This is a genomic window from Blastococcus sp. CCUG 61487 (assembly GCF_005222955.1).
In the GTDB taxonomy this organism is placed as follows: domain Bacteria; phylum Actinomycetota; class Actinomycetes; order Mycobacteriales; family Geodermatophilaceae; genus Blastococcus.
This window is the reverse complement of sequence record NZ_LWUA01000068.1, coordinates 1-26,878: the sequence shown is the minus strand read 5'-3', so window position 1 is coordinate 26,878 and position 26,878 is coordinate 1. Positions and strand designations below refer to the sequence as shown.

The following is a 26,878-nucleotide window of genomic DNA, read 5'->3' as shown; positions in this document are numbered from 1 at the left end:
GCCTCGGTGGGGCGATACTGGCCCGGTGACCACTGGGACCCCGCACCCCACGGCAGCCCCTCCGGTGCCGTCCCTGGCCGCCGCCGACCTGGACCGCCTGCGCACCGGCATCTCCGCGGCGCTCGGCGAGTTCCTCGAGCGCCAGCGCACCACGCTCGCGGGGATGGACGCCAGCCTGACCCCCGTGGTCGACGAGGTCGCCGCCCTCGCGGCCGGCGGCAAGCGTCTGCGCCCCTCCTTCGCCTACTGGGGCTGGCGCGGGGCCCGCGACACCGGACCGGGAGCGGCGGAGGACGACGACGCCGTCCTGCGCGCGGTCTCCGCGCTGGAGTTCGTGCACGCCAGCGCCCTGGTCCACGACGACGTCATGGACGCCGCAGCCACCCGCCGGGGCCGCCCGTCCACCCACATCGGCTTCGCCGCCCGGCACGCCGCCTACGCGCTCCAGGGCGACGGCGACCTGTTCGGCACCGGCGCCGCGATCCTGGTCGGTGACCTGTCGCTGGTCTGGTCCGACGAGATGCTGCGCTGCTCGGGCATCTCCGAGGCGGCGCTCAGCCGGGCTCGCGCGGTCTGGGACACGATGCGCACCGAGGTCACCGCCGGCCAGTACCTCGACCTGCTCCGGGCCGCCGGCGGCCTGCCCGGCCCCGACGGCGCGCTCACCGTGGCTCGGTACAAGAGCGCCGGCTACACCGTCCAGCGCCCGCTGCAACTGGGCGTCGCCATCGCCGGGGCGGGCCCGCGCGCGGTCGAGGCCACCACCGCGATCGGCCTGCCGCTGGGCGAGGCGTTCCAGCTCCGGGACGACGTCCTGGGGGTCTTCGGCGATCCGACGGTCACCGGCAAGTCCGCCGACGACGACTTGCGCGAGGGCAAGCAGACCCTGCTCATCGCGCTGGCCGAGGAGGCCGCCGACGCGGCCGGCCGCCGCCTGCTCGGTGAGCTCCTGGGCAACACCTCGGCGAGCACCGCCGAGTTCGACGCCCTGCGCGACCTGCTGGAGAGCACCGGCGCCCGCGCCCGCGTCGAGGAGCGCATCGCCCAGGGCACCGCCACGGCCCGCCAGGCCATCGCCGACGCCCCGCTGGCCGACGACGCCAAGGCCGCGCTCGACGCGCTCGCCGTCGCCGCGACCAGCCGCGCCGCCTGACGTGCGCACGGTTCCCGGGCGCACCGACCGGATCGTCGTCGTGGGTGCGGGCCTGGCGGGGCTCGCCACCGCGCTGCGGCTGCGCGGCGCCGGCCGCGAGGTCACCGTGGTCGAGCGCGGCCCCGGCCCCGGCGGCCGCGCCGGGCGGATCGAGGAGCGCGGGTACGCGCTGGACACCGGCCCCTCGGTGTTCACCGCGCCCGAGGTGCTCGCCGACACGTTCGCGGCGGTCGGCGAGAAGCTCGACGAGCGGCTGACCCTCACCCGGCTGGACACCACCTACCGGGCCCAGTTCGCCGACGGCTCCGCCCTCGACGTGCACGCCGCCCCGGACGCGTTCGCGGCCGAGGTCGCCCGGCTCTGCGGCCCGGCCGAGGCCGACGCCCTGCGCCGCTACCTGGCCGACCTCGCCGAGCTGTACCGCCTGCAGCTGAACACGTTCATCGACCGCAACCTCGACTCCCCGCTGGACCTGCTGGGGCGGCAGCTGTGGCAGCTGGCCCGCCGCGGCGGGTTCGGCCGGCTGTCCAGCCACGTCGGCCGCTACTTCGCCGACGACCGGCTGCGCCGGCTGTTCAGCTTCCAGGCGCTCTACGCCGGGGTCTCCCCGTTCCGCGCCATCGCCGCCTACGCCGTCATCGCCCAGCTCGACATCGGCGCCGGCGTGTGGCACCCGCACGGCGGCATCGGCGCGGTTCCCCGGGCGCTCGCCGGCGCGGCCGCCGACGCCGGGGTGGCCCTCCGGTACGGCGCGGAGGTCGCGGAGCTGGCGACGGCGGGGCCTCGGGTCACCGGCGTGCGCCTGGCCGACGGCGAGCTGCTGCCGGCCGACGCCGTCGTCGTCACCGCGGACGCACCATGGCGGCTGGTGCCCGGCCTGACCGCGCCCCGCCGGCCGGTCTACTCGCCGTCCTGCGTGGCCCTGCACCTGGGCGTGCGCACCCCGCTGCCCGGCCAGGCCCACCACACGATCAGCTTCGGCGCCGCCTGGGAGCAGGTGTTCGACGAGCTCACCCGCGACGGCCGGCCGATGAGCGACCCCAGCCTGCTGATCAGCATGCCTTCGGTGACCGACCGCTCGCTGGCCCCGGACTCCGCGGACGGGGAGCACTGCCAGGTGCTGAGCGTGGTGGCACCGGCGCCCAACCTCGACCGCCGCAGCGGCGGCAACCCGGACCTCGACTGGACCGGCCTGGCCCCCCGGTACCGCGAGGAGCTGCTGGCCACCCTGGAGGCCCGGGGGTTCGCCGGGGTCACCGACGCGATCGAGGTCGAGCACATGGACACCCCGCGCACGTGGGCCGACCAGGGCATGGCGGCGGGGACGCCGTTCGCGCTGGCGCACACGTTCGGCCAGACCGGGCCGTTCCGCCCGTCGACGCTCCCCCGTCGCGGGCCGGAGAACGTCGTCCTCGCCGGCTCGTCGGTGCAGCCGGGGGTGGGTGTGCCGATGGTCCTGATGAGCGGCCGGCTGGCCGCGGAGCGGATCACGGGGCGGCCGGCATGACGCTCGTGCACCCGCCCGGCACGCAGGCCGCCCGCCAGCAGCAGCTCGACGCCGCCCACCGGCACTGCGCGGCGATCGCGGCGCAGCACGGCAAGAGCTACCACCTGGCCACCCGGCTGCTCACCGCCGACCGCCGGCCCGCGGTGCACGCGCTCTACGCCGCGGCCCGCACCGCCGACGACCTCGTCGACCTGCCCGGCGCCGACCCCGAGGGCGACCTCGCCGCGTGGTCGGCGGCGGTGCTCGCCGAGCTCGAGGCCGGCTGGTCGGAGGATCCGGTGCGGCTGGCGCTGGTGCACACCTACCGCCGCTACGACATCCCCGTCGAGCACCTGGTCGACTTCCTCGCCGCGATGACCAGCGACCTCACCGTCGACGGCTACGACACCCTGGCCGCCCTGGACCGCTACATGTGGGGCTCGGCCGCCGTCATCGGCCTGCAGGTGCTCCCGGTCCTGGGCACCGCCCGGGGAGTGACCCGCGAGGAGGCCGCGCCGCACGCGATCGCGCTGGGCGAGGCCTTCCAGCTCACCAACTTCCTGCGCGACGTCGCCGAGGACGTCGACCGCGGCCGGGTCTACCTGCCGGCCGACCTGATGGCCGCCCACGGGGTGACCCGCGAGCAGCTCGCCGAGCGCCGGCACACCCCCGGGTTCGAGACACTCATGCGGGAGATGGTCGCGATCACCCGCAGGCGGTACGACGACGCGGAGGTCGGCACGCCGATGCTGGCCCCGGAGTCCCGCGACTGCGTGCGCGCGGCCACGGACCTGTACGGCGGGATCCTCGGCGAGATCGAGCGGGCGGGCTACCGCGTGCTCGACGGCCGGGTGTCGGTGTCCAAGCCGCGGCGCCTGGCGGTGTTCGCCCGCCGGTTGACCGCCGCCCAGCTCGCCAGGGTCAGCGTCACCATCGCCCAGCCGAAGAGCAGGTCCTCGACCGGCGCGTAGGCGATCCGCGGCCCCCAGATCTCCCGCTCGTCGTAGACCACGACCTCCAGGCCGGTGAGCACGCCGTTCATCAGCAGCTGGAAGAACACGATGATCGCGTAGGCGGTCCAGTACGCCTTCCGCGTCACCATCCGGGTCCGGTAGACCGCCAGGTCCACGACCAGGACGGCGAGGACGGCGACGACGGCCAGCGCGCTGTAGCTCACCGCCGCTCCTCCGCGGGCAGTGCTTCTTCGGCGGGATAGCCGGCGTCCCAGCCGGTCACGCGGCGCACCGCCTCCAGCGCCAGCACCGAGCACAGCGGGACGACGACGAAGAACAGCGACTCCTCCAGCGGGATCCCGCCGGGCAGCCGGACGTCGAGGGTGAGCGTCGAGGAGTAGTCCCAGTGCCCCTGCTCGATGGCGTAGAGCACCCAGACGACGAAGACCGTGAACTCCGGCAGGATCGCCAGCAGGAACCGCCGCCAGCGGGCGTAGACCCGGACCCGCAGCACCAGCTCCAGCGGCGCGGTGACGAGCAGGCAGCCGGCCAGCAGCCCCAGGTAGGTCAGCTGCTCCACGCCACCACCTTCGACACCGGGGCCGGTCGCGGATGCACCGGGCTCAGAACGCCAGGGCCTGCGCCCGGCGGGTGACCTCGGTGTGCCGGTCGTCGCGCAGCGCCTGCACCGGCGTGCCGGGGAGCGTGTCGTCCTCGCGGAAGAGCCAGTCGAAGGCCTCCTCGTCGCTGAAGCCGCCGTCCTTGAGCACGGTGAGCAGGCCGGGGAGGTGCTTGAGGATCACGCCGTCCTGGACGAACGCGGCGGGGATCTTGCTGGAGCCGCTGCCCGGGACGGCCATCAGCTTCCGGTCGCGCAGCAGCTGCCGGACCCGGTTCGGCGAGGTGCCCAGGAGCTGGGCGACCTCCGCGGGGGTGAGCGTGTCCATAGGCTGCCAGCCTATGGCGAGCAGACATCCGGCCGACAGCCCGGTGCCGGGCCAGCGCCGCCGCGCCGTGGGCGAGGAGACGCCGGAGGACCCCGGCCGCGAGCCGCCGTTCCTCGACCTCGAGCGGCTGGAGGAGCGCGCCCGCGGCGCGCTGCCGGAGGACGTCTACGACTACTACGCCGGCGGCGCGGAGACCGAGACCACGCTGGCCGAGGCGCCCGGCGCCTGGCGTTCGTGGCGGCTGCGGCCCCGGGTCCTGCGCGGGATCACCGCCGTGCCGCTGGCCACCGAGCTGCTCGGCAGCGCCGTCGCCACCCCGATCGGCGTCGCGCCGTGGGCCTACCAGGGCATGGCGCACCCCGAGGGCGAGCTCGCCACCGCCCGCGGGGCGGCGGCTGCGGGCGCGCTCATGACCGTCTCGACCAGCGCCACGCAGACCCTGGAGGAGGTGGCCGCCGAGATGCCCGGCTCCCCTGCCTGGTTCCAGCTCTACCGGCTGCACTCGGGCGCGCACACCGACGACCTCGCCCGCCGCGCCGGGGACGCCGGCTACCGCGCCCTGGTGCTCACCGTCGACCTGCCCCTGCTGGGCCGCCGGCGCCGCGACCTCGCCCACGACTTCGCGCTCCCCGCGGACCTGCGCATGGCCAACCACCCGCCCGCGGGCGACCGGCCGGGCCTCTCGGACCTGGCGACGGCGACCTGGACCTTCGACGACATCGCCCGCTTCGGCGACCTCTCCGGCCTGCCCGTCGTCGTCAAGGGCGTGCTCCGCGGTGACGACGCCGTCCGCTGCGTCCAGGCCGGCGCCTCGGCGGTCTGGGTGTCCACGCACGGTGGGCGGCAGGTCGACCCCGCCGTCGCCAGTGCCCACGCCCTCCCCGAGGTGGTCGACGCCGTCGGGGACGAGGTGGAGGTCTACGCCGACGGCGGCATCCGGTCCGGCTCCGACGTGCTCACCGCGCTCGCCCTCGGCGCGCGGGCGGTCTTCGTCGGCCGGCCCACGATCTGGGGGCTCGCGACCGGCGGGTCCGCCGGTGTGACCGGCGTGCTCGTCGGCCTCGGCGAGGAGCTCGCGCACACGATGGCGCTGTGCGGCGTGGACGACGTCCGCTCGGTGCCTCGCGACACCGTCGTCCCTGCGCGCTAGCCTTCCTCCCGGGCCGTGACTGGCGCGAAGAGGTGGGCAACCACCGGGGAGCGGTCCAGCACCTCCCTGCCGCGCGCCTGGGCGCCCCCTGTTGACGACGCCGGCCAGGAGACACCCACATGACCAGCACGCCCTTCGACGCGTCCGCCGCCTCCGCTGCCTACCGCAACGCCCTGTCGGTGATCGGCGCGGTCGAGCCGCGGGTCGCCGCGGCGATCAGCCAGGAGCTCACCGACCAGCGCGAGTCGCTCAAGCTGATCGCCAGCGAGAACTACGCCAGCCCGGCCGTGCTGCTGACCATGGGCAACTGGTTCAGCGACAAGTACGCCGAGGGCACCGTCGGCCACCGCTTCTACGCCGGCTGCCAGAACGTCGACACCGTCGAGGCGCTGGCCGCCGAGCACGCCCGTGAGCTGTTCGGCGCCCCGTACGCCTACGTCCAGCCGCACTCGGGCATCGACGCCAACCTGGTCGCCTTCTGGGCCGTGCTCGCCCAGCGGGTCGAGCTGCCCGCCCTCGAGAAGGCCGGCGTCAAGCACGTCAACGACCTCACCGACGCCGACTGGGCCACGCTGCGCCGCGCGCTGGGCGACCAGCGGATGCTCGGCATGTCCCTGGACGCCGGTGGCCACCTCACCCACGGCTTCCGCCCGAACATCAGCGGCAAGATGTTCGAGCAGTCCTCCTACGGCACCGACCCGGGTACCGAGCTGCTCGACTACGAGCTCGTGCGGGCCCGGGCCAAGGAGTTCCGCCCGCTGATCCTCATGGCCGGCTACTCCGCCTACCCGCGCCGGGTGAACTTCGCGACGATGCGCGAGATCGCCGACGAGGTCGGCGCCACGCTCGTCGTGGACATGGCGCACTTCGCCGGGCTCGTGGCCGGCAAGGTGTTCACCGGCGACTTCGACCCGGTGCCGCACGCCCACGTCGTCACCAGCACCAGCCACAAGTCGCTGCGCGGCCCGCGCGGCGGGTTCGTGCTCGCCCAGCCCGAGTTCTCCGACGCCGTCGACCGCGGCTGCCCGATGGTGCTCGGCGGCCCGCTGCCCCAGGTGATGGCCGCGAAGGCCGTCGCCTTCGCCGAGGCCCGGCAGCCGGCGTTCGCCGACTACGCGCAGGCCGTCGCCGACAACGCGCAGAGCCTGGCCGAGGGCCTGACCCGGCGCGGCGCCCGGCTGGTCACCGGCGGCACCGACAACCACCTCGTGCTGCTCGACGTCACCGGGTTCGGGCTCACCGGGCGGCAGGCCGAGTCCGCGCTGCTCGACGCCGGGATCGTCACCAACCGCAACGCGATCCCGGCCGATCCCAACGGCGCCTGGTACACCTCCGGCGTCCGGCTGGGCACCCCGGCGCTGACCACCCGCGGCTTCGGCGCGGCGGAGTTCGACCGGACGGCCGAGCTGATCGTCGACGTGCTCACCGGCGCCACCCCGACCGCGACCCGCGACGGCGGCGTCTCCAAGGCGAAGTTCGTGCTCACCGACGGGCTGGCCGACCGCACCCGCGCGGCCACCGCCGAGCTGCTCGACGCCCACCCGCTCTACCCCGGGCTCGAGCTGTAACCGGGCAGGGGCCCTTCCGCACCAGGGGCCACGGGTGTCCCCCGCACCGCGTGGTGGGGCACCCCTGGCCCCGGGCGCTCCTACACTCGACCGGGTGGACACCGCCGTGACCGACCCCGTGGTCGGCCTCGTCCTCGAGGGGCGCTACCGCCTCGAGGAACGAGTGGCCCGCGGCGGCATGTCCACGGTGTACTCGGCCACCGACCTGCGGCTGCACAAGACGGTCGCGGTGAAGGTCATGGCCGAGCACCTGGCCCATGACCCGACGTTCGTCGACCGGTTCACCCGGGAGGCGCGGGCCGCGGCGATGCTCAGCCACCCCAACGTGGTCAACGTCAGCGACCAGGGCAGCGACCAGGGCCTGGTGTTCCTGGTCATGGAGCTCGTGCGCGGGCGCACCCTGCGCGACCTGCTCACCGCCCGCGGCCGGCTGACCGTCGCCGAGGCGTTCGCCGTCCTGGAGCCGGTGCTGGCGGGGCTGACCGCCGCGCACCGCGCCGGCATCGTGCACCGCGACATCAAGCCCGAGAACGTGCTCATCGGCATTGACGGCGTCGTGAAGGTCGCCGACTTCGGGCTCGCGCGGGCCGTGGTCGGCACCGGGCAGACCAGCCAGACCGGCGGCGTGCTCATCGGCACCGTGGCCTACCTCTCCCCCGAGCAGCTCGAGCGCGGCCGCGCCGACGCCCGCTCGGACATCTACGCCGCCGGCATCGTGCTCTACGAGATGCTCACCGGGCACCCGCCCTACGGCGGCGACACCCCGCTCGCCGTCGCCTACCAGCACGTGCACAACGACGTCCCCGCGCCGTCGGCCGAGGTGCCGGGGCTGCCGTGGCAGGTCGACGAGCTGGTCGCCCGCGGCACCCGCCGCGACCCGGCCGGCCGGCCCATCGACGCGGGTGCCTTCCTCGCCGAGCTCACCGACGTCCGCCGCGACCTGGGCATCGAGCCGGTCCCGGTGCCCACCGGCCGCAGCGTCGCCGGTCCCACCACGCTGCGCCCGACCAACCGGCCGACCCGCCCGCGGCACCCGAGCGACCCGGGCACCCGCGCGCTGCCGCCGCACGGCAGCGCGCGGACCAGTCAGATGCCGGGCATGGGCGCCGGTCCGACGACCGACGTGGGCGGCCGGCGGCCCGGCGTGGACAGCCTCCGCCCGGGGGTGCCTGACCACATCCGGCGGCGCAGGGCACGGCTCGCCATCGCCGTCGTGCTGCTCCTGGCCGTCACCATCGGCGCGATCGGCTGGTGGCTGGGCAGCGGGCGGTGGACCGAGGTCCCCTCGCTGGCCGGCAAGTCCCGCGAGGCCGCCGTCGACATGCTGCAGGACGCCGGCCTGGACCCGAAGCCGGTCGTCGAGGAGTGGAGCGAGACGGTGCCCGCGGGCACCGTGATCTCCACCGATCCGGCCAGCGGCGAGGTGATCCGCGGCACCGACGTGCGCGTCGTGGTCTCCAAGGGGCCCGAGCGCTTCCTCGTCGACCCCGAGGTCGTCGGCCGTCCGGCCGCCGAGGTCGAGGCCGAGCTGCAGGAGCGGATCCCGGTGCAGATCACGACCGCCGAGCAGTTCCACGACGAGATCGCCGCCGGCTCGGTGATCACCTTCGACCCTCCGCCCGGCACCCCGCTGCAGCGCGACCAGGTGATCACGATGGTGGTCAGCAAGGGCCACGCGCCGGTCGCGGTGCCCGACGTGACCGGCCAGACGCCGGAGCAGGCGACCGCCAACCTCGAGGCGCTGGGGTTCAGCGTCGAACGGGGTGAGGACGGCCGCAGCGCCGACGTCGACAAGGGCGAGGTCATGGCCGTCGACCCGGCTCCGGGCACCCAGGCCCCGTACCGGAGCACGCTGACCATCACCGTCTCCGCCGGGGTCCCGCTGGTGACAGTGCCCGACGTCGTCGGCATGAACGAGGCCGAGGCGACCGCCGCCCTCAAGGCCGCCGGGCTGCAGGTCGAGGCGACGAAGTTCTTCGGCGACCGCGTCTTCCGGCAGAGCGTCAAGGCGGGCGAGACCGTCGAGCAGGGCACCAAGGTCACGATCCTCCTGACGTTCGGATAGCCGTCGTGAGCACACCCCGACGGGTGCCGCCGATCGGCGCGCACATCCAGATCAAGGGCGGCCTGGCCAAGGGCGGCCTGCCCTACACCGACGCCGTCGGCGCGGCCGCCGTCCAGGTGTTCGTCGGCAATCCGCGCGGCTGGAAGCTGACCCCCGGTGATCCCGCCCAGGACGCGCTGTTCACCGCCGGGTGCACCGAGCGCGGCGTCCCGTCGTTCATCCACACGCCGTTCCTGGTCAACGTCGGCTCCCCCACCGAGGCCACGGTCGAGCAGTCGATCGCCTCGATCGCGCACAACCTGGCGCGCGGCGCCCAGCTGGGCTGCGAGGGCGTCGTCGTGCACGCCGGCTCCGCCGTGGGCGAGGACCGCTACGACGCGGCGCTGCGCCAGCTGCACGAGCGGCTGCTCCCGGTGCTCGAGGCCGCCGACCCCGACGGGCCCCGGCTGCTCGTCGAGCCCACCGCGGGCGGCGGCAAGGCGCTGGCCGCGACCGTCGAGGAGCTGGCGCCCTACTTCGCCGCGCTGGAGAACCACCCGCTGCTCGGCGTCTGCTTCGACACCTGCCACATCTGGGCGGCCGGGCACGACCTGGCGACGCCGGGCGGCATGACCGCGACGCTGGACCTGCTCGAGGCCACCGTCGGCCCGGGCCGGCTCGGGCTGGTGCACGCCAACGACTCCCTCGACGGCCGCGGCTCGAAGCGCGACCGGCACACGACGATCGGCGAAGGCTCGATCGGGGTCGAGCCGTTCCGCGAGCTGCTCGCGCACCCGTCGATGGCCGGCGTCCCGGTGGTGGTGGAGACGCCGTCGCTGAAGGACGGCGACCCGTGCGGCGGGCACGCGGCCGACATCAAGCTGCTCAACTCGCTGATCGCCGACGCGATGGAGGCCGACACCGTGCGCTGATGCGCAGTTCGCGGTGACGGAATTGCGCAACAGCGCTCACTGATGCCCCGGAGGAGCTGTCGCCTACCGGGTGAGCAGGCCGTTCAGCACGTCGGCGGCGCGCTCGATGCCGGCGCGGTCGACGTCGAGGTGGGTGACCAGGCGGATCCTGCGGGCGCTGACCTGCGACACGAGCACGCCTCCGGCCTTCGCGGCCTCGGCGATCAGCGACGCGTTCACGTCGTCCAGCACGACCATGTTGGTCTCCACCGTCGCGGGGTCCTGGCCCAGCCGCTCCGCCAGCAGGCGGGCGTGCTCGTGGTCCTCCCCCAGCCGCGGCAGGTGGTGGTCCAGCGCGTACAGGCACGCGGCGGCCAGGACGCCGACCTGCCGCATGCCGCCCCCGAGGCGCTTGCGCCACAACCGTGCGGTGGCGATCCGTTCCGCCGAGGCGAGCAGCACCGAGCCGACCGGCGCACCCAGCCCCTTCGAGAAGCACACCGACGCGGTGTCGGCCAGCCGGCCGTAGGTGGCCAGCGGCACCCCCGACGCGGCGTGCGCGTTCCAGATGCGGGCGCCGTCGAGGTGCACCGCCACATCCGCCGACCGGGACCAGTCCCACAGCTTCTGCAGCTCCCCGAGCGGCTGGACCCGGCCGAACCCCCGGTTGTGCGTGTTCTCGACGGCGATCGCGGCGGTGGCCGTCAGGTGCCAGTCGTCCCTCGGCCGGACCTGCTCGACGAGTGCGTCGGCGTCCAGCCGGCCCCGGTCGGAGACGACCGTGCGGGTGGAGATGCCGAAGATCGCCGCCGCCGCGCCCATCTCGTAGGTGACCACGTGCGCGTCGGCGTCGCCGAGCACCTCCTGGCCGGGCTCGCAGACCAGCCGCATCCCGATCTGGTTGCCCATGGTCCCCGAGGGCACGAACAGCGCCGCCTCGTGGCCGAACAGCTCCGCGATGCGCTGCTCGAGCTCGGTGGCGGTCGGGTCCTCGGCGTAAACGTCGTCGCCGACCTCGGCCTCGGCCATGGCCTTGCGCATGCCGTCGGTCGGCCGGGTGACGGTGTCCGACCGCAGGTCGATCATCCGCGGAGCATCTCGGCGACGAGGAACGCCAGCTCCAGCGACTGCCCGGTGTTCAAGCGCGGGTCGCAGGCGGTCTCGTACCGGCTGTCGAGGTCGGCGTCGCTGATCTCCTGCGCGCCACCGAGGCACTCGGTGACGTCCTCACCGGTGAGCTCGACGTGGATGCCGCCCGGCCAGGTGCCCAGCGACCTGTGCACGTCGAAGAAGCCCAGCACCTCGTCGACGACGCGGTCGAAGTGGCGGGTCTTGTAGCCGCTGGGCGACTCGTGGGTGTTGCCGTGCATCGGGTCGCACTGCCACACCACCTCGTGGCCGCTCGCGGTCACCTTCTCCACGATCCCGGGCAGGACGTCGCGGATCTTCCCGTTGCCCATCCGGCTGATCAGCGTGAGCCGGCCGGGGACGCCGTCCGGGTCGAGCCGCTCGACCAGCTCGGTGGCCTGCTCCGGCGTCGTCGTCGGGCCGATCTTGACGCCGATCGGGTTGGCGAGCTTCGAGACGAACTCGATGTGCGCGCCGTCCATCTGCCGGGTCCGCTCCCCCACCCACACGAAGTGGGCGGACAGGGCGTACGGGCGCCCCTCGTGCATGCGCAGCAGTGCCCGCTCGTAGTCGAGGATCAGCGCCTCGTGCGAGTTGTACAGCTCGACCGCCCGCAACGCCTCGGAGTCGACGCCGCAGGCCCGCATGAACGCCAGCGCCCGGTCGATCTCGCGGGCGATGACCTCGTACCGCACGCCGGCCGGCGAGGTGGCGACGAAGTCCTGGTTCCAGTTGTGCACGGCGTGCAGATCGGCCAGGCCACCGCGCGCGTAGGCGCGGATCATGTTCATCGCCGCGGCCGAGTTCGCGTAGGCCCGCACCAGCCGGTTGGGGTCGGGGATGCGCAACTCCTGCACCGGCGCGAGGTCGTTGACCATGTCGCCCCGGTAGGAGGGCAGCCCGAGCGCGTCGGTGTCCGAGGAGCGCGGCTTGGCGTACTGGCCGGCGACCCGGCCCACCTTCACCACCGGCACGCTGGCTCCGTAGGTGAGCACCACGGCCATCTGCAGGAGCGTCCGCGCGGTGGCCTGCAGGTGCGGCTCGGTGTTGAGGTCGAAGGTCTCCGCGCAGTCCCCGCCCTGGAGCAGGAAGGCCTTGCCGCGGGCGACGTCGGCCAGCTGGGCGCGCAGGGCGTCCACCTCCGACGGCGCCACGATCGGCGGGACCGTGGAGAGGGTCTCGAGGACGGCGTCCAGCGCGGCGCGGTCGGGCCACTGCGGCTGCTGGGCGGCGGGGAGCTCCCGCCACCGGTCCAGACCCGGGACCTGATCAGCAGAATCGGTGAGGCTCACCCCGCCAGGGTACGGCGGCCCGCGCCGACACCGGCCGGCCACCGCTGACCGCCTCGGACCCGCCGCTCGGAGGGCGGTCCCGTCAGCCGAAGAACACCTCGGCCTCGGCGAGGCGCTCCGGTGGCACGAGCTTGAGCTGCGCCGTCGCCGCGCTCAGCGGCACCCGCACGATGTCGGTGCCGCGCAGCGCGACCATGACCCCCGACTGCCCGTCGTGGACGGCGTCGATCGCGGCCAGGCCGAAGCGGGTGGCCAGCACCCTGTCGAACGGCGACGGCGTGCCACCCCGCTGCACGTGCCCGAGCACCACCGCCCGCGCCTCCCGCCCGGTGCGCTCCTCCAGCGCCGTGGCCAGCGCCGCGCCGATGCCCCCGAGCCGGACGTGCCCGAAGGCGTCCTTCTCCCCCGTGGAGAGGACCAGGTCGCCGTCGCGCGGGGCCGCGCCCTCCGAGACCACGACGATCGGCGAGTAGCCCGACGCGAACCGGTGCCGGCAGTGGTCCGCGACGGCATCGAGGTCGAACGGCTTCTCGGGGAGCAGGATGACGGTGGCGCCGCCGGCCATGCCCGCGTGCAGCGCGATCCAGCCGGCGTGCCGGCCCATCACCTCGACGACCAGGGTCCGCTGGTGGCTGTCGCCGGTGGTGTGCAGCCGGTCGATCGCCTCCGTCGCCACCCCGACGGCGGTGTCGAAGCCGAACGTGTAGTCGGTGGCGTCGAGGTCGTTGTCGATCGTCTTCGGCACCCCGACGACGGTCACGCCCGCCTCGGCCAGCCGGGTGGCGACGCCGAGGGTGTCCTCGCCGCCGATCGGCACGAGCGCGTCGATCCCCATCCGCTCGAGGGTGGCGAGCACCCGGTCCGGGCCGCCCTCCACCGCGTACGGGTTGGTCCGCGAGGTGCGCAGGATCGTGCCGCCGCGCGGGAGGATGCCGCGCACGGCGTCCCGGTCGAGCGGCATGGTCTCGCCCTCCAGCACGCCCCGCCAGCCGTCGCGGAACCCGACGAACTCGTCGCCGTACTCGCTGATCCCCTTGCGGACGACGGCCCGGATGACGGCGTTGAGGCCGGGGCAGTCGCCGCCTCCGGTCAGGATCCCGATGCGCATGCGTTCCTCCGGGAAGGGACGAGGTCGATGTCCGGTTGCTGCAGATCATGCTGCCCACGCCGGACACTTCTCGCACCATCGCGGTCACCGGGGCCACGGGTCACCTCGGCGGAAGGGTCGCCGCCCGGCTGGCGGACGCCGGGGCGCGGCTGCGGCTGGTCGTCCGTGATGCCGCCCGCGCGCCGCGGCTGCCGGGCGCCGAGGTCGTCGCGGTGCCCGGCGGGTACGCCGACGGCGAGGGTCTCCAGGCCGCGCTGACCGGCGTCGACACGCTCTACCTCGTGTCGGCCGCCGAGGCCGAGGACCGGCTGCAGCAGCACCTCACCGGGGTGAGGGCGGCCGCCGACGCCGGGGTCCGGCGGATCGTCTACACGTCGTTCGTCGGCGCCCGGCCCGAGGCCACGTTCACCCTCGCCCGGCAGCACCACGCGACCGAGCGGGCGATCGCGGACACCGGCCTGCGGCACACCGTCCTGCGGCACAGCATGTACGCCGATTTCGTGCCGTTCTTCGCCACGCTCGAGGACGGCGTCGCCGTCATCGCCGCGCCCGGTGGCGAGGGGCGGACCGGCTTCGTCTCGCGGGACGACCTCGCCGACGTCGGTGCCGCCGTCCTGCTCCGCGACGACGACGAGCTCGCCGATCGGACCCTCGACGTCACCGGGCCGGAGGCCCTGACCCTGGACGAGGCGGCGGCCGTCCTGGCGGAGCTCACCGGCCGGCCCGCCGAGTACCGGCAGCAGACCGTCGAGCAGGCCTGGGAGACCCGGCGACCCTCCGGCGCGCCGGACTGGGAGGTCGAGGGGTGGGTGAGCAGCTACCTCGCCATCGCCGCCGGCGAGCTGGCCCAGGTGAGCGACGTCGTCCCGCGGCTCACCGGCTCCCCCGCCCGCAGCGTCGCCGAGCACCTGCGGGCCTACCCCGCGGACTGGGCCCACCTCCGCGGCTGAGAGTCAGGCGTCCGTGGCCATCCACCAGGTGGTGGGGCCGCCGAGCGGCAGCGCCGCCTCGTGCCGCACGGTCATCCCGTGCGCTTCGTAGAAGGGCACGTTGGCGGGGTTCATCGTCTCCAGGCACGCCGCCAGCCCGTCCCGCCGGGCATCGGCCAGCCCGCGCTCGAGGAGCTCACCGCCCCCACCGCGCCGGGCGGCCGCCGGATCGACGGCGAGCAGGTGCAGGTAGGCGTGCGGCTCGGGGATCCGGTGCTCCTCGAGCATGCTCATCGCCCCACCGATCTCCATCGCGCGTTCCACGCCCATGAGGGCGGTCATGATCCCGCCGATCGTCGGCAGCTCCTCCGGCCCGGCGTCCTCGGACTCGTCCGCTGTCGGCCACCGCCACATGGCGACGCCCACCGGGTCCGGCCGGGACAGGACGTCCACCCGGCCGCCGGCGAGGTAGCGCTCGGCGAACAGGCCGAACAGCGCGGCGACGGCGTGCGGACGCGAGCGCTCGTCCGGGAAGAACCAGACCATGAGCGGGTCGTCGGTGAAGGCACGGGCCAGGATCGTGCGGGCCCGCACGACGTCGATGTCGATCACAGCGGGCAGCCTTCCGGACGGCCCGCCCCCCGCCGGCACCGCCCCCCGGCCGCCCGCGTCAGGCGGTGCGGTCGCGGTCCGCGCGGATGTGGACGGCGGGGTCGTCACCGCCGGAGGCCAGCCAGTCGGCCACCCCCGCGGGGTCGCGCCGGGACAGCTCGTCGAGCAGCATCGCCCGGGCCTCGGCCACCGGGGTGGGGTCCGCTGCACCGCGCAGGGTCCGGTCGGAGGCCCGCCACTCCTCGAGCAGCTCCCCCGTCGGCAGCGCGGCGAGCAGGTCCGGGACGGCCCGGAGACCGGTCGGGGAGCCGGCAGCCGCGGGCCAGGCGCCGACCACGAGCGGCCCCAGCGCCAGCAGGAGCAGGAGGACCGCCCCGCCGGCGACGCCGAGCAGGAGCAGGCCGTGGCTCAGGGGTACGAGGAGGAGGCCGGCGGCGCCCATCCACAGCGCGTCCCTGCGGCCCGACGGGCCGAGCAGCAGGGCGACTCCGGCCAGGAACGCGCCCAGGGCCGGGGCGACGAGGAGCATCGCCGTCCACGGCGCCACGAGCGCGCCGAGCAGGGCGATCGTGGCGACCGCCGCCAGGAGCAGGAACCCCACGCCTCGGACGACGGCGCGCCTGACCGGGTGCCGGCCGCTCGACCGGGCGATGGCCGTCAGGGCACCGGGCGTGGTAGGCCGGTCCTCGAAGAGGGGCGAGAGCACGGGGGCCTCCGGAGGCAGTGGGGACGACGCTCCAGGCATACCCGAGACGCCGCGCCGGGGCCCGGGTCGCCGTGGGCAGCGATCGACGCTCCGCGTTGCCGGGAGCGGGCAACGAGCCTCCCCAGCAGCGGGCCGCCTCAGCGGCGGGCCTGCTCCATCACCCGCCACCGGGCGAGGTTGTACCGGGCGTCGACCAGCGCGTCGTGCACGCCCTCCGGCTTCGGCGGCAGCGCCGGCTGCCCGAGGTCGTCCCAGCGCTGCCGCAGCTCGCGGGTGAACCGCGGGATCGGGCGCGGGAGCGCGGTCATGGATCCCCACAGCTGAGCCAGCGCCACGTGGTCGTAGGCGGCGAACCACGCCCACAGCTCGATCTCCTCGCCCGGGCCGGTGAGGAAGGCGAGCAGGTCGTCGCGGATGCGCTCCCGGCTGCGCCAGGCCTTGTCCGCCGGAGGGGGCAGCTGGTCGAGGACGTTGCGGCGCACCCACGGGACGGCCTTGCGCTCGTCGAACTCGGTGCTGACCGCGTAGAACTCCCGGCCGGTCTCGTCCACGACACCGATGGACACCAGGTCGATCGTCGTGCCGTCCTCGATGAACTCGGTGTCGTAGAAGAAGCGCCGCACGCCGCCCACCGTAGGGCGCAGCGCCGGCGGCGCGTGGTCCGCGCGGTGGTCCTCACCCGGTCGCGGTGTCCCCGTCGTGCGGCGGAGCCGGCTCGTTCCAGCTGTCCCGCACCGCCACGGCCTCCACCTCGACGAGCTGGTCGGGGTAGCCGAGCACCGTCACGCCGACCAGCGTGCTCGGTGCGTCGTGCTCGCCGAAGGCCGCGCGGACCACCTCCCACGCCGTGTGCAGGTCCGCGCGGTCCGCCGTCGCCACGTAGACCGTGGTCTTGAGGACGTCGCCCGGCCCGGCACCCGCCGCCTCCAGCGCCGTCACCAGGTTGGCCATGACCTGCCGGGTCTGGCCGGCCACGTCACCGACGGCCACGACCGCGCCCTCGGCGTCCAGCGGGCACGCACCGGCGGTGAAGACCATCCGGCCCGGATCGGTCACCGCCGCGTACGCGTACGGGACGGCGGCGTGCAGCGCCGGCGGGCGGACGAGCTCGATGCCTGTGCTCACCCCGCTGATGATCGGTCACACCGGCGCCCTCCGCCCGATAGGTTCGGCCCATGCCGGTGCTCGCGATCGATGCAGGGACGACCGGGGTGACCGCACTGGTCGTGGGCGAGGACGGCGAGGTGCTCGCCCGCGGCTACCGCGAGTTCGCCCAGCTGTTCCCCCACCCGGGCTGGGTGGAGCACGAGCCCGACGACATCTGGACCGCGACGGTGGCGGCCTGCCGCGAGGCGCTGGCCGGCACCGAGGCGCAGCCGACCTGCATCGGCATCACCGACCAGCGCGAGACCGCCGTCGTCTGGGACCGGCGCACCCTCGGCGCCCCCCGCCCCGCCATCGTCTGGCAGGACCGCCGCACGACCGACATCTGCGACGGCCTGCGCGCCGACGAGGAGCGCGTCGCCCGGCTGACCGGCCTGCGCCTCGACCCGTACTTCACCGGCACCAAGTTCGCCTGGCTCGCCGAGCACGAGCCCCAGCTCTGGTCCGGCGTGCGCGACGGCGCCCTGGCCCTGGGCACCGTCGACTCCTACCTGGTCGCCCGGCTCACCGGGGGCGCCGCGCACGTCACGGATCCCAGCAACGCCAGCCGCACGCTGCTCTACGACCTGGAGAAGGGCGACTGGTCCGACGAGCTGTGCGAGATGTTCGACGTCCCCCGCTCGGCACTCCCGGAGCTCGTGCCGAACTCCGGTGTCGTCGGCACCACCGACCCCGACGCGTTCCTCGGCCGCACCCTGCCCATCGCCGGCCTCGCCGGCGACCAGCAGGCGGCGCTGTTCGGGCAGGCCTGCTTCACCCCGGGCACCAGCAAGTGCACGTACGGCACCGGCTCGTTCGTGCTCACGAACACTGGGTCGACGCCGGTCCGCTCCGACGCCGGACTGCTCACCACCGTCGCCTGGGACCTGGGGGACGGGCTGGTCTACGCGCTCGAGGGGTCGATCTTCGTGACCGGGGCGGCCGTCCAGTGGCTCCGCGACGGGCTCGGGCTCATCGACTCCGCCGCCGAGATCGAAGGCCTGGCGCGCACCGTGCCCGATTCCGGTGGCGTCGTCTTCGTGCCGGCGCTCACCGGCATGGGCGCCCCGCACTGGGACCCGCACGCCCGCGGCGCCATCCTCGGCCTCACCCGCGGCACCACGCGGGCGCACATCGCCCGGGCGACGCTGGAGGCGATCGCGTTCGAGGTGCGCGACGTCGTCGACATCATGGTCGACGAGGCCGGGCTCGAGGTTCCCGAGCTCTCCGCCGACGGCGGCGCCAGCGCGAACGACCTCCTCCTGCAGTTGCAGGCAGATCAGCTCGGCGTCCCGGTGCGGCGCCCCGTGGTCACCGAGACGACGGCGCTGGGTGCGGCCTTCCTCGCCGGCCTCGGCACCGGGGTGTGGGCCTCGACCGACGAGCTGGCGCAGACCTGGGCGCTGGACCGCCGCTTCGAGCCGACGGCAGACAGCCGGGACGACGGCCGCCACGCCCGCTGGCAGGAGGCGGTCGGCCGCGCCGGCCGCTGGACCAGCTAGGCCGCGCCGCTCGAGCGGTCGCCGACGGAGTTGACGCCGAACTCGCGCCCCTCCAGGGCGGCGATGTCCCGCTCCAGGTCCGGCACCCGCTGGGCCGCCGCCTTCATCATCACCTTCTCCGACAGCGCCCCGGTGACCAGTTGGCGCAGCGCCGCCACGGTCCCGACCGACCGCGGGACGAACACCCGCCGGCCGCGCGTCTCCAGGTTCTCGACCAGCGCCTCGGCACAGGCCTCGACCGAGGTGAACGCGCCCAGCGGGCCGGGCAGCTTGGCGCGGACCGCCTTGAACGTGGGCAGTGCGGCCTCGGTGTCGCGGACCATGTCCGTGTCGATCCACGTCGGGTGCGCGCTGGCCACCGTCACCCCGCGGTGCGCCACCTCGAGCCGCAGCACGTCGCCGAACCGCTCGACGCCGGCCTTCGACGCGCAGTAGGCGCTCATCCCCGGCAGCACCGTGAAGGCGCCGGCCGAGCTGATCAGCAGCACGTGACCGCGGCGCTTCGCGATCTCGGGCAACGCCGCGTGCGTCGTCAGCATCGTGCCGGTCAGGTTCACCTCGATCGTGCGGGCCAGCGCGTGCGCCGACGACGTCATCACCGTGGTCAGCGGGGCGATCCCGGCATTGGCGACGACGACGTCCAGCCCACCGAACGTGTCGACGGTCCGCTGCACGGCGGCCTGCAGCGCCTCGGCATCGGTGACGTCGGCCTCCACCCAGAGGTGCTCGGGGCCGAGCTCGTCGGCGACCCGGGCCAGTTCGTCGGGCTCCAGCCCGACCAGCGAGACGCGGGCGCCGCGGGCGGCCGCCTTCCGGGCGAGCGCGGCACCGATGCCGCGCGCGGCACCGGTGACGAGGACCGACTTCCCGGCCAGGGAGGTGCGGGGACGACGCGCCATGGGGCACTCCTCGGGATCTCGGGCGGCCGCTCGAATTGAGCACTGCTCAACAGCCGTTGTAGCTTGTTGAGCGTTGCTCAGCAAGCCGGGAGCAGGCAGCCGGACCGCGAAGGAGCCCACTCGGTGACCAGCACGCTCGAGACCCAGCCCTCCCCCGCCGTCGCCGCCGGCCCGCCCGTCCGCGAGGTCGGCGTGGCCGTCATCGGCTCCGGGTTCGCCGGCCTGTGCATGGGCATCGCGCTGAAGCGACGGGGCGACGACGACTTCGTCCTGCTGGAGCGGGCGGACGACGTCGGCGGCACCTGGCGGGACAACACCTATCCCGGCGCCGCGTGCGACGTGCAGTCCAACCTCTACTCGTTCTCCTTCGCGCCGAACCCGGACTGGGGCCGCTCCTACTCGGAACAACCGGAGATCCAGGCGTACCTGCAGCGCATCGCGGACCGCTTCGACGTCCGCCGGCACTGCGTCTTCGGCGCCGAGGTCACCGCCGCCCGGTGGGACGACGAGGCCCGCCGGTGGCTGCTCTCCACCGCGGCCGGCGAGTTCCGGGCCCGCGTCCTCGTGTCGGCCGCCGGCGCGCTCGCCGACCCGACCTATCCGGACATCCCCGGCCTCGATTCGTTCGCCGGCACGGTCATGCACTCCGCCCGCTGGGACTCGTCGCACGAGTTGGCCGGGGAGAAGGTCGCGGTCATCGGCACCGGCGCCTCGGCCATCCAGATCGTGCCGGCCATCCAGCCCGTCGTCGACACCATCACGATCTACCAGCGCACCCCCGCCTGGGTCGTGCCCCGCACCGACCACCCGGTGAAGCCCTGGATGCGCCGACTCTACCGGGTGGTGCCCGGCCTGCAGAAGGCGATCCGTGGCGCGCTGTACCTGCTCCGCGAGTTCCTGGTCATCGGGATGGCCAAGAAGCGCCGCTTCCTCGAGCCTGTCGGCAAGCTGGCCAAGAGGCACCTGGAGACCCAGGTGCGCGACCCGAAGCTCCGCCGCGCCCTGACGCCGGACTACACCATCGGCTGCAAGCGGATCCTGATCAGCAACGACTACTTCCCCGCCGTCGCGGCCCCCAACGCCGAACTGGTCACCGCCGGCATCGCCGAGGTGCGCCCGCACTCGATCGTGAGCACCGACGGCGTCGAGCGGCCCACCGACACGATCGTGCTGGCCACCGGCTTCCACGTGACCGACCTGCCGATCGCGGAGAAGATCCGCGGCCGCGACGGTCGGAGCCTCGCCGAGGTGTGGGCCGACGGCATGGTGACCAACCGCAGCGCCGCCGTCGCCGGGTTCCCGAACATGTTCCTTCTGGTCGGGCCGAACGTCGGCGTCGGCCACACCTCGATGGTCTACATGATCGAGTCGCAGGTGGCCTACGTCGACGACGCCCTGCAGACCATGGACGCCGAGGCCCTGGAGGTCCTCGAGACCACCCGCGAGGCGCAGGAGGCCTACCGGTCGATGATCGCGGAGAAGTCGCAGGGCACCGTCTGGCTCGGCGGCGGCTGCGCCAGCTGGTACCTGGACCAGCACGGCCACAACACGACGCTGTGGCCGGACTTCACCTTCAGGTTCCGCAAGCTCACCAGGAAGCTCGACCGCGAGAACTACGTGGGCGTCCCGGTCCGCGCCCCGGCGAGCACTCCGGAGGTGGCCGCGTGAGCACGCTCCTCCGCCGGGTCGCCGCCGTCCGGACGTCCGACGACGCCCTCGTCCACGCCGTCGTCGACGGGCCCGACGACGCGCCCGTCACCCTCGTCCTCGCACACGGCTGGACCCTCGCCCAGGCCGCGTGGGACGACGTCGCCAAGCTGCTGACGCCGCAGGTCGAGGCCGGCGAGCTGCGGCTGATCCGCTACGACCAGCGCGGGCACGGCCGCTCGACGTGGGGCCGGTACGCCGATGACGTCGCCGAGCTCTCGATCGACCAGCTGGGGTCCGACCTCGGCGACCTGCTCGACCAGCTCGCGCCGCGCGGACCCGTCGTCCTGGGTGGGCACTCCATGGGCGGCATGACGATCATGTGCCTGGCCGCGGCGCGGCCGGAGCTGTTCGGCGACCGGGTGCGCGGTGCGGCGCTGGTGTCGACGTCGGCCGGTGACCTCGCGCCCGCCGGCGAGACGCTCGCCGAGCGGCTGCAGCTGAAGCTGGCCCCGGGCATGGTCACCGCCGCGATCGGCGGCGCGCGGGCCATCGAACGCCTCCGACAGCTGCTCCCGCCGTCGCACCCGCGGCACCGGAGGATGGTCCGCGAACTGCTCTACGGCGCCGACGCGACCGACGAGATAGTCGTGGCGGGCGCGGAGATCATGCACGCCTCGACGGTGCGCGCCTTCGCCGCGTTCTACCCGGCGCTCGGCGAGCACGACAAGAGCGACGAGCTGCAGGCGCTCCGGGACGTGCCGGTGGAGATCCTCGTCGGGGACAGCGACAAGCTCACGCCGCTGCGGCACAGCCGGCGCATGGCCGAGGTGCTGCCCGACGCCCGGCTGCACGTGGCCGAGCGGACCGGGCACATGCTGCTGCAGGAACGGCCGCAGCTGACGGCCGACGCGATCGCACGCCTCCTGGCCGCCGCGACCGCCGAGCGGGCGGCCGCGTGACCCGCCACCGATGACGGCGTCGTCCCGCCCGGACCATCCCCGGCTCCGCCGCAGCGCGGGCGACCGGCGGGCCCAGCTCGTGCAGATCGGCCTGGAGCTCCTGCCGACCACGCCGGTGCAGGAGCTGACCATCGACGAGGTGGCGCGGCAGGCGGGGATCAGCCGGAGCCTGCTGTTCCACTACTTCGCGACCAAGCGCGAGTACTACACCGCGGTCACCCGGGCCGCCGCGGACCTGATGTGGGAGCACCTCATGCCCGCCCCCGGCACGCCGCCGGAGGAGCAAGTCGAGGGGATGCTCGACCGCTACGTGGGCTGGGTGGAGACGTTCCGCGAGACGCACCTGGCGTTCGTGCGCGGCGCGGCCGGCGGTGATCCCTGGGTGGCCGAGGTCTACCAGGAGACCCGCGACAGGCTGGTCGAGGTCGCCCTCACCACCCTGGAGCTGCCCGACAGCGCGCTGCAGCGCCAGCTGGTGCTCGCGTGGCTCGCCTTCGCCGAGGAGCTGATCGGCCAGTGGGCGGCCGAGCCGACGATGACCCGGCCCGAACTGCTGGCCCTGCTGCGCGACGTCCTCGGGCGGCTGACCCGTTAGCCGGCGAGGGAGGTGGGAGCGCGGTCGGCCGCCTCGTGGGCGGGCGGCTGGAGGGTGGCGACGGCGTCGGAGGCGCTGGCGCCGGCGGTCATCGACTTCTTCACCGTCGCGCCGTAGACGTCGACGTACTCCTGGCCCGACAGCGTCATGATCTCGTACATGATCTCGTCGGTGATCGACCGCTCGACGAACCGATCACCGGCGAGCCCCTCGTAGCGGGTGAAGTCCAGCGGCTCCCCGAAGCGCACCGTCACGCGCATCAGCTTCCGGCCGAAGGGCAGCTTGATCGTCGAGTAGCACATGGCCACCGGGATCACCGGCACGCCGGTCTCCAGGGCCATGCGCGCGACGCCGATCTTCCCGCGGAACAACCGTCCGTCCGGGGACCGCGTGCCCTCCGGGTAGATGCCCAGGAGCTTGCCCGAGCGCAGGATGCGCAGCCCGGTCTGGATGGCGTCCTCGGCCGCCGAGGCGCTCGTGCGGTCGATCGGCACCTGCCCGGCCCCGGAGAAGAAGCCGCGCTGCAGGAAGCCCTTGACACCCGTACCGGTGAAGTACTCGGCCTTCGCGAGGAAGGTGACCCGGCGCCGGATCATCAGCGGCATGAAGATCCAGTCCGCCGCGGACAGGTGGTTGCTCGCCAGGATGGCGGCACCCGTCGCCGGCACGTTCTGGGTGCCCTCGGCGCGCGGGCGGAAGACGAGCCGCACCACGGGACCGATCGCGACGAACTTCAGGAACCAGTAGAACAACACGCCTCCCTCGGGGACTGCCAGACTAGGGAGCAGGGGCCCTGGTCGACAATCCGTGGACCCCGGTGCGGAAGATCACCCGCACGCCCGAACGGCTCACCGCCGCACCGCCAGGAGACGCCCGTGCCCGGACCGAACGAGTCGACGCCCGAGGTGATGGCGGGCGCCGAGCCCTTCGACCTCCCCGGGCACGGCGACGCGGGGCGCACCGGAGTGCTGCTGGTGCACGGCTTCACGGGCAGCCCGATGAGCATGAGGCCGTGGGGCGAGCACCTGGCCGCCGAGGGGTTCACCGTGCGCGGCCCGCTGCTGCCCGGGCACGGCACCAGCTGGCAGGACTGCAACGCCAGCACCCACGAGCAGTGGACGGCGGCCGTCGAGACCGCCTTCGACGACCTCGCCGCCCGTTGTGACCGCGTGTTCGTCGCGGGCCTGTCCATGGGCGGCACGCTGGCCACCCGGCTGGCCGAGGTGCGTCCCGACGACGTCGCCGGGCTGCTGCTGGTCAACCCGGCCCTGTTCACCCAGCGGCTGGACGCCAAGCTGCTGCCGGTGATCGCCCGGCTGACCCCGAGCTGGTCGCCGATCGCCAGCGACATCAAGAAGCCCGGCGTCACCGAGCTGGCCTACGACCGGCTGCCCACCAGGGCGATGCTGCAGCTGCGCCGCCTCTGGGCGCTGACCCGTGCCGACCTGGGCCGCGTCACCGCGCCGGTCATCGTGTTCCACAGCGTCGAGGACCACGTGGTCGAGCCGGTCAACAGCGAGGTGCTGCTGGCCTCCGTCGGCAGCACCGACACCACCGAGGTCGTCCTCCACGACAGCTACCACGTGGCCACGCTGGACAACGACGCCCCGCAGATCTTCGAGCGCTCGGTGGCCTGGATCCGGGAGCGCTCGCCGGCGGCCCGGCCGGGGACGACGACGCCGTGAACGCCGCCCGGGGACGGCGGGACAACGGTCTGCCGGCCACGTCCTGGAGCCCGCTGCGCGACGTCGATCCACGGGTCGGCGAGTACCTGCTCGACGTCCTGGAGGCGGCCGGCATCGCGGCGTACCTGGCCCCCTCGACCGACGTCGGTCCGTACACCCGGGAGGTGTCGCTGCCCAGCCCGCCGTCGGACCGGCTGTTCGTGGACCGCAGCCGCCAGTCCGAGGCGCGCGTGCTCGTGGAGCGCCACGGCGACGAGCACCCGAAGCGGCGGGCCGAGCCCGTTCCCGTGCGCTCCGACCTCGACGAGGACGCGGAGTGGTCGCGCATCGTCGCGGCCTACGAGGCCGAGCACGGCACCACCGGCGGGGACGAGCAGCCCTCGGAGGCGCCGCCACCCCCGCCGCACGAGGTGGCCTTCCTCGACCTCCCCGAGGAGCACTACGAGCCGCCGCCTCCCCCACCCGTGCCGGTGCCGGCGCCGCACGCGCTCTACGCGTTCCTGCTGGTGCTGCTGGGCCTGGTGCTCCTCGCCACCCCGTCCTGGCTGCGGCTGTCCGACGACCTCGGGCTGGTCCTCGGTGTGGCCGCGATCGCCGGCGGGGCGGCGATGCTGGTGTCCCGGATGCGCGACCGCGACGACGGCGACGACGGCGCCGTGGTCTGACCGATCAGGCGGCGCTCTCGGCGACGTCCCGCCGCACCAGGTCGGCGGCCCCGACGAGGCCCGCCTCGGCGCCCAGCTCGGCGGCCACGATGCGTGGTGCCGGACGGAACCCGCGGCCGGGCAGGGCGCGCTCCAGCCGCTCCCGCGCCGGATCGAGCAGCATCTCGCCCAGCACGCTGACCCCGCCCCCGATGACGACGACCTCGGGGTCCAGGACGGCGGCGAGGTCGGCGATCCCCTGCCCCAGCCAGAGGCCGACGTCGGTGACCAGCTCGAGGGCCAGCGGGTCGCCGTCGTGGGCGGCCCGCGCGACGTCCTCGCCGGTCAGCCGCTCCGGGTCGCCGTCGACCCGCTCCAGCAGCTGGGCCGCCGCCCGGGACGTGCCGGCGACCTCGCGGGCGGTCTGGCCCAGCGCGCTCCCGCTGGCGTACTGCTCCCAGCACCCGCGGTTGCCGCAGGCGCACAGCCGTCCGTCCGGGACGACGCGCATGTGCCCCCACTCCCCCGCGACACCGTGCGCACCGCGCTGGAGGCGGCCGTCCATGACGATCCCGCCGCCGATGCCCGTGCCCAGGGTGACCATGAGGGCGAGGGCGGCTCCGCGCGCGGCCCCGAAGCGGTACTCGGCCCAGGCGGCGGCGTCGGCGTCGTTGCCCACCCACACCGGGCGCTGCAGCCGCGCGAGGAGGTCCTGGCGCAGCGAGGCGTGCCGCCAGGCCAGGTGCGGGCTGAACAGCACCGTGTCCCCGGTGCGGTCGAACCACCCGGCCGCGCCGACGCCGACGCCGACGAGCTCGCCGGCATGGCCAGCGGCCAGCTCCTCGGCGACGGCCGCGATCGCGTGCTCCATCTCGACGACCGACGCCCCCGGCGTCGCCCGCCGCGCCGTCGCGAGGACGGTCCCGTCGGGTGCCACGACGCCGCCGGCCACCTTGGTGCCGCCGATGTCGATGCCCAGGGCGGCCAGCCCCCCGGCGCGGGTCACGCGATGTCGATCCGCTGCACCGGCCGGGGATCGGGCCCCTCGTCGTCCGGCCGCGTCCCGTCCTCGGCTGGCGCGGGAGCCGGCTGCGCGACCTCGTCGGCCAGGTCGCGCAGCGCCGCCGCCGTCGTGGTGAGCACGTCGGCCAGCGCGGCCGTCACCTCCGGGCGCTCCCCGCGGAGCACCGCCGCGGCCTGGCAGACGGGGCACCACCGGCAGTCGGTCCCGTGACCGTCCGCGGTGGTGCCGGTGCCGGGATCCGGCACGGGTTCGGCGGCGGGCCGCAGCGCGTCGAGCAGCCTGCGCGCGGAGTCGAGCCAGTCGGCGCCGGTGGTCATGGGTCTCTCCTCACCGCGGCCAGCAGGTCGGCCGGCCAGACGCGTGGATCGGGCTGGAAGGTCACCTCGAGCCGGGCACCGGCGGTGCCGGGCTCCAGCAGCCGGCCACCTGTCACCTCGCAGCGGCGCAGCAGCGGGTCGAGCCGCAGCGACCTGCGAGCACCGCCCGCCGTGACCACGAGGTCGTCCTCCCAGCGGGTCAGCTGCACCGCCTCGCGCTGCGCGAAGGGCAGGGACACCGTCAGCCGCCAGGTGCCCTCCAGCTGCTCCGACGCGGGTTCCGGGAGGCCCCCGGAGGTGGGCAGCTCGATGCCCTCCAGCAGGGCCGCCAGCGCGGGGACGTCGGAGGGCCCGGCAGCGGCCTCCGGCACGCGGTGCACCGGCGCCACCTCGGCGAGGCCGGCCAGCACCCCGGCCTGCTCCGCGAGCCGGGCGCGCCACCACTCACCGGACCCCTCGTCGGGCAGCACCCG

The 26,878-nt window shown here is 74.6% G+C and carries 28 protein-coding genes, 1 pseudogene and 1 riboswitch; of the genes and pseudogenes, 14 read left to right on the top strand and 15 right to left on the bottom strand.

Going from position 1 to position 26,878, the window contains the following annotated elements; translation table 11 throughout:
• The first annotated feature begins 25 nt into the window (after window positions 1-25).
• Genes A6V29_RS05625 through A6V29_RS21195 form a run of 3 tightly spaced genes read left to right on the top strand, consistent with a single transcriptional unit; the run spans window position 26 to window position 3,610 of the window.
• A complete protein-coding gene (locus A6V29_RS05625; RefSeq protein ID WP_249933042.1) occupies window positions 26-1,153 on the top strand; it encodes a polyprenyl synthetase family protein in 1,128 nt (375 codons plus the stop codon).
• Between the two features lies 1 nt (window position 1,154).
• A complete protein-coding gene (gene crtI, locus A6V29_RS05620) occupies window positions 1,155-2,660 on the top strand; it encodes a phytoene desaturase family protein (protein WP_137159397.1) in 1,506 nt (501 codons plus the stop codon).
• Window positions 2,657-3,610: a phytoene/squalene synthase family protein gene (locus tag A6V29_RS21195; RefSeq protein WP_137159396.1), complete on the top strand. Its 954-nt coding sequence runs from the start codon at window positions 2,657-2,659 to the stop codon at window positions 3,608-3,610. The genes crtI and A6V29_RS21195 overlap by 4 nt, the downstream gene beginning before the upstream one ends.
• On the opposite strand, the pseudogene A6V29_RS21500 reads toward A6V29_RS21195, so the two are convergent.
• The 3 genes and pseudogenes from A6V29_RS21500 to A6V29_RS05600 form a co-directional block, all read right to left on the bottom strand.
• Window positions 3,607-3,768, bottom strand: a pseudogene (locus tag A6V29_RS21500) (lycopene cyclase domain-containing protein); the annotation flags it as partial. The gene A6V29_RS21195 and the pseudogene A6V29_RS21500 sit on opposite strands and share 4 nt — an antisense overlap.
• Window positions 3,769-3,812: 44 nt before the next feature.
• Window positions 3,813-4,172, bottom strand: coding sequence for a lycopene cyclase domain-containing protein (locus A6V29_RS05605; protein WP_137159394.1), 360 nt, complete (start codon window positions 4,170-4,172; stop codon window positions 3,813-3,815).
• A gap of 43 nt (window positions 4,173-4,215) precedes the next feature.
• Window positions 4,216-4,539 carry an Rv2175c family DNA-binding protein gene (locus tag A6V29_RS05600; RefSeq protein WP_137159393.1) on the bottom strand — a complete coding sequence of 108 codons (324 nt, stop codon included), beginning with the start codon at window positions 4,537-4,539 and terminating at the stop codon, window positions 4,216-4,218.
• Window positions 4,540-4,552: 13 nt separating this feature from the next.
• Here A6V29_RS05600 and A6V29_RS05595 point away from each other — a divergent pair, with 13 nt between their 5' ends.
• From A6V29_RS05595 to A6V29_RS05580, 4 genes are all read left to right on the top strand, one after another.
• The gene (locus tag A6V29_RS05595; RefSeq protein WP_137159392.1) at window positions 4,553-5,689 is read left to right on the top strand and encodes an alpha-hydroxy acid oxidase; all 1,137 of its coding nucleotides are present in this window, start codon (window positions 4,553-4,555) and stop codon (window positions 5,687-5,689) included.
• A gap of 5 nt (window positions 5,690-5,694) precedes the next feature.
• Window positions 5,695-5,779: riboswitch (ZMP/ZTP riboswitch) on the top strand.
• A gap of 29 nt (window positions 5,780-5,808) precedes the next feature.
• Window positions 5,809-7,257: a glycine hydroxymethyltransferase gene (locus tag A6V29_RS05590; RefSeq protein WP_137159391.1), complete on the top strand. Its 1,449-nt coding sequence runs from the start codon at window positions 5,809-5,811 to the stop codon at window positions 7,255-7,257.
• Between the two features lie 94 nt (window positions 7,258-7,351).
• A complete protein-coding gene (pknB, locus tag A6V29_RS05585; protein ID WP_137159390.1) occupies window positions 7,352-9,322 on the top strand; it encodes a Stk1 family PASTA domain-containing Ser/Thr kinase in 1,971 nt (656 codons plus the stop codon).
• Between the two features lie 5 nt (window positions 9,323-9,327).
• Complete coding sequence (locus A6V29_RS05580) at window positions 9,328-10,233, top strand: deoxyribonuclease IV (protein WP_249933041.1); 906 nt, start codon at window positions 9,328-9,330, stop codon at window positions 10,231-10,233.
• A gap of 63 nt (window positions 10,234-10,296) precedes the next feature.
• Here the strand turns inward: A6V29_RS05580 and A6V29_RS05575 are convergent, their stop codons facing one another.
• The 3 genes from A6V29_RS05575 to A6V29_RS05565 form a co-directional block, all read right to left on the bottom strand.
• Window positions 10,297-11,298 carry a threonine aldolase family protein gene (locus tag A6V29_RS05575; RefSeq protein ID WP_137159389.1) on the bottom strand — a complete coding sequence of 334 codons (1,002 nt, stop codon included), beginning with the start codon at window positions 11,296-11,298 and terminating at the stop codon, window positions 10,297-10,299.
• Window positions 11,295-12,632 carry a class II 3-deoxy-7-phosphoheptulonate synthase gene (locus A6V29_RS05570; RefSeq protein WP_137159388.1) on the bottom strand — a complete coding sequence of 446 codons (1,338 nt, stop codon included), beginning with the start codon at window positions 12,630-12,632 and terminating at the stop codon, window positions 11,295-11,297. The genes A6V29_RS05575 and A6V29_RS05570 overlap by 4 nt, the downstream gene beginning before the upstream one ends.
• Before the next feature lie 82 nt (window positions 12,633-12,714).
• Window positions 12,715-13,740: a 6-phosphofructokinase gene (locus tag A6V29_RS05565; protein WP_137159387.1), complete on the bottom strand. Its 1,026-nt coding sequence runs from the start codon at window positions 13,738-13,740 to the stop codon at window positions 12,715-12,717.
• Between the two features lie 35 nt (window positions 13,741-13,775).
• Here A6V29_RS05565 and A6V29_RS05560 point away from each other — a divergent pair, with 35 nt between their 5' ends.
• Entirely contained in the window at window positions 13,776-14,690 is a 915-nt protein-coding gene (locus A6V29_RS05560) for an SDR family oxidoreductase (protein ID WP_249933040.1), read from the top strand.
• A gap of 3 nt (window positions 14,691-14,693) precedes the next feature.
• Here A6V29_RS05560 and A6V29_RS05555 read toward each other — a convergent pair whose 3' ends face one another.
• From A6V29_RS05555 to A6V29_RS05540, 4 genes are all read right to left on the bottom strand, one after another.
• Entirely contained in the window at window positions 14,694-15,281 is a 588-nt protein-coding gene (locus A6V29_RS05555; protein WP_137159386.1) for a GNAT family N-acetyltransferase, read from the bottom strand.
• Window positions 15,282-15,339: 58 nt separating this feature from the next.
• Window positions 15,340-15,987, bottom strand: coding sequence for a hypothetical protein (locus A6V29_RS05550; RefSeq protein WP_137159385.1), 648 nt, complete (start codon window positions 15,985-15,987; stop codon window positions 15,340-15,342).
• 137 nt (window positions 15,988-16,124) lie between these two features.
• Window positions 16,125-16,610: a polyadenylate-specific 3'-exoribonuclease AS gene (locus tag A6V29_RS05545; RefSeq protein WP_137159384.1), complete on the bottom strand. Its 486-nt coding sequence runs from the start codon at window positions 16,608-16,610 to the stop codon at window positions 16,125-16,127.
• Between the two features lie 52 nt (window positions 16,611-16,662).
• On the bottom strand, window positions 16,663-17,112 hold the full coding sequence (locus A6V29_RS05540; protein ID WP_249933039.1) for a RidA family protein: 450 nt from the start codon (window positions 17,110-17,112) through the stop codon (window positions 16,663-16,665).
• A 50-nt stretch (window positions 17,113-17,162) separates the two neighbouring features.
• Here A6V29_RS05540 and glpK point away from each other — a divergent pair, with 50 nt between their 5' ends.
• Window positions 17,163-18,632 carry a glycerol kinase GlpK gene (glpK, locus tag A6V29_RS05535; protein WP_137159382.1) on the top strand — a complete coding sequence of 490 codons (1,470 nt, stop codon included), beginning with the start codon at window positions 17,163-17,165 and terminating at the stop codon, window positions 18,630-18,632.
• On the opposite strand, the gene A6V29_RS05530 is transcribed toward glpK, so the two are convergent.
• Entirely contained in the window at window positions 18,629-19,531 is a 903-nt protein-coding gene (locus tag A6V29_RS05530) for an SDR family oxidoreductase (protein ID WP_137159381.1), read from the bottom strand. The genes glpK and A6V29_RS05530 overlap by 4 nt on opposite strands.
• Before the next feature lie 123 nt (window positions 19,532-19,654).
• Between A6V29_RS05530 and A6V29_RS05525 the strand changes: the two genes are divergently transcribed.
• From A6V29_RS05525 to A6V29_RS05515, 3 genes are read left to right on the top strand one after another with little or no spacing between them, the layout of a single operon-like run.
• Window positions 19,655-21,199, top strand: coding sequence for a flavin-containing monooxygenase (locus tag A6V29_RS05525; protein ID WP_137159380.1), 1,545 nt, complete (start codon window positions 19,655-19,657; stop codon window positions 21,197-21,199).
• Window positions 21,196-22,140, top strand: coding sequence for an alpha/beta fold hydrolase (locus A6V29_RS05520; protein WP_170977706.1), 945 nt, complete (start codon window positions 21,196-21,198; stop codon window positions 22,138-22,140). The genes A6V29_RS05525 and A6V29_RS05520 overlap by 4 nt, the downstream gene beginning before the upstream one ends.
• A gap of 10 nt (window positions 22,141-22,150) precedes the next feature.
• Complete coding sequence (locus tag A6V29_RS05515) at window positions 22,151-22,735, top strand: TetR/AcrR family transcriptional regulator (protein WP_137159378.1); 585 nt, start codon at window positions 22,151-22,153, stop codon at window positions 22,733-22,735.
• Here A6V29_RS05515 and A6V29_RS05510 read toward each other — a convergent pair.
• A complete protein-coding gene (locus tag A6V29_RS05510) occupies window positions 22,732-23,490 on the bottom strand; it encodes a lysophospholipid acyltransferase family protein (RefSeq protein WP_249933038.1) in 759 nt (252 codons plus the stop codon). The two genes, A6V29_RS05515 and A6V29_RS05510, sit on opposite strands and share 4 nt — an antisense overlap.
• Window positions 23,491-23,610: 120 nt before the next feature.
• Between A6V29_RS05510 and A6V29_RS05505 the strand changes: the two genes are divergently transcribed.
• Together A6V29_RS05505 and A6V29_RS05500 are read left to right on the top strand one after the other, a co-directional pair.
• The gene (locus tag A6V29_RS05505; RefSeq protein ID WP_137159377.1) at window positions 23,611-24,420 is read left to right on the top strand and encodes an alpha/beta hydrolase; all 810 of its coding nucleotides are present in this window, start codon (window positions 23,611-23,613) and stop codon (window positions 24,418-24,420) included.
• Window positions 24,417-25,085: a hypothetical protein gene (locus A6V29_RS05500; protein ID WP_137159376.1), complete on the top strand. Its 669-nt coding sequence runs from the start codon at window positions 24,417-24,419 to the stop codon at window positions 25,083-25,085. Before A6V29_RS05505 ends, A6V29_RS05500 begins: the two co-directional genes overlap by 4 nt.
• 4 nt (window positions 25,086-25,089) lie before the next feature.
• Here A6V29_RS05500 and A6V29_RS05495 read toward each other — a convergent pair whose 3' ends face one another.
• From A6V29_RS05495 to A6V29_RS20650, 3 genes are all read right to left on the bottom strand, one after another.
• Window positions 25,090-26,070 carry an ROK family glucokinase gene (locus tag A6V29_RS05495; RefSeq protein WP_137159375.1) on the bottom strand — a complete coding sequence of 327 codons (981 nt, stop codon included), beginning with the start codon at window positions 26,068-26,070 and terminating at the stop codon, window positions 25,090-25,092.
• Window positions 26,067-26,405 (bottom strand): hypothetical protein, encoded by a 339-nt coding sequence (locus A6V29_RS05490; protein ID WP_137159374.1) that lies wholly within the window; start codon window positions 26,403-26,405, stop codon window positions 26,067-26,069. Before A6V29_RS05490 ends, A6V29_RS05495 begins: the two co-directional genes overlap by 4 nt.
• The coding region (locus A6V29_RS20650; RefSeq protein WP_502700076.1) for an ArsA family ATPase at window positions 26,402-26,878 on the bottom strand (477 nt) is incomplete at its 5' end. The genes A6V29_RS20650 and A6V29_RS05490, both read right to left, overlap by 4 nt.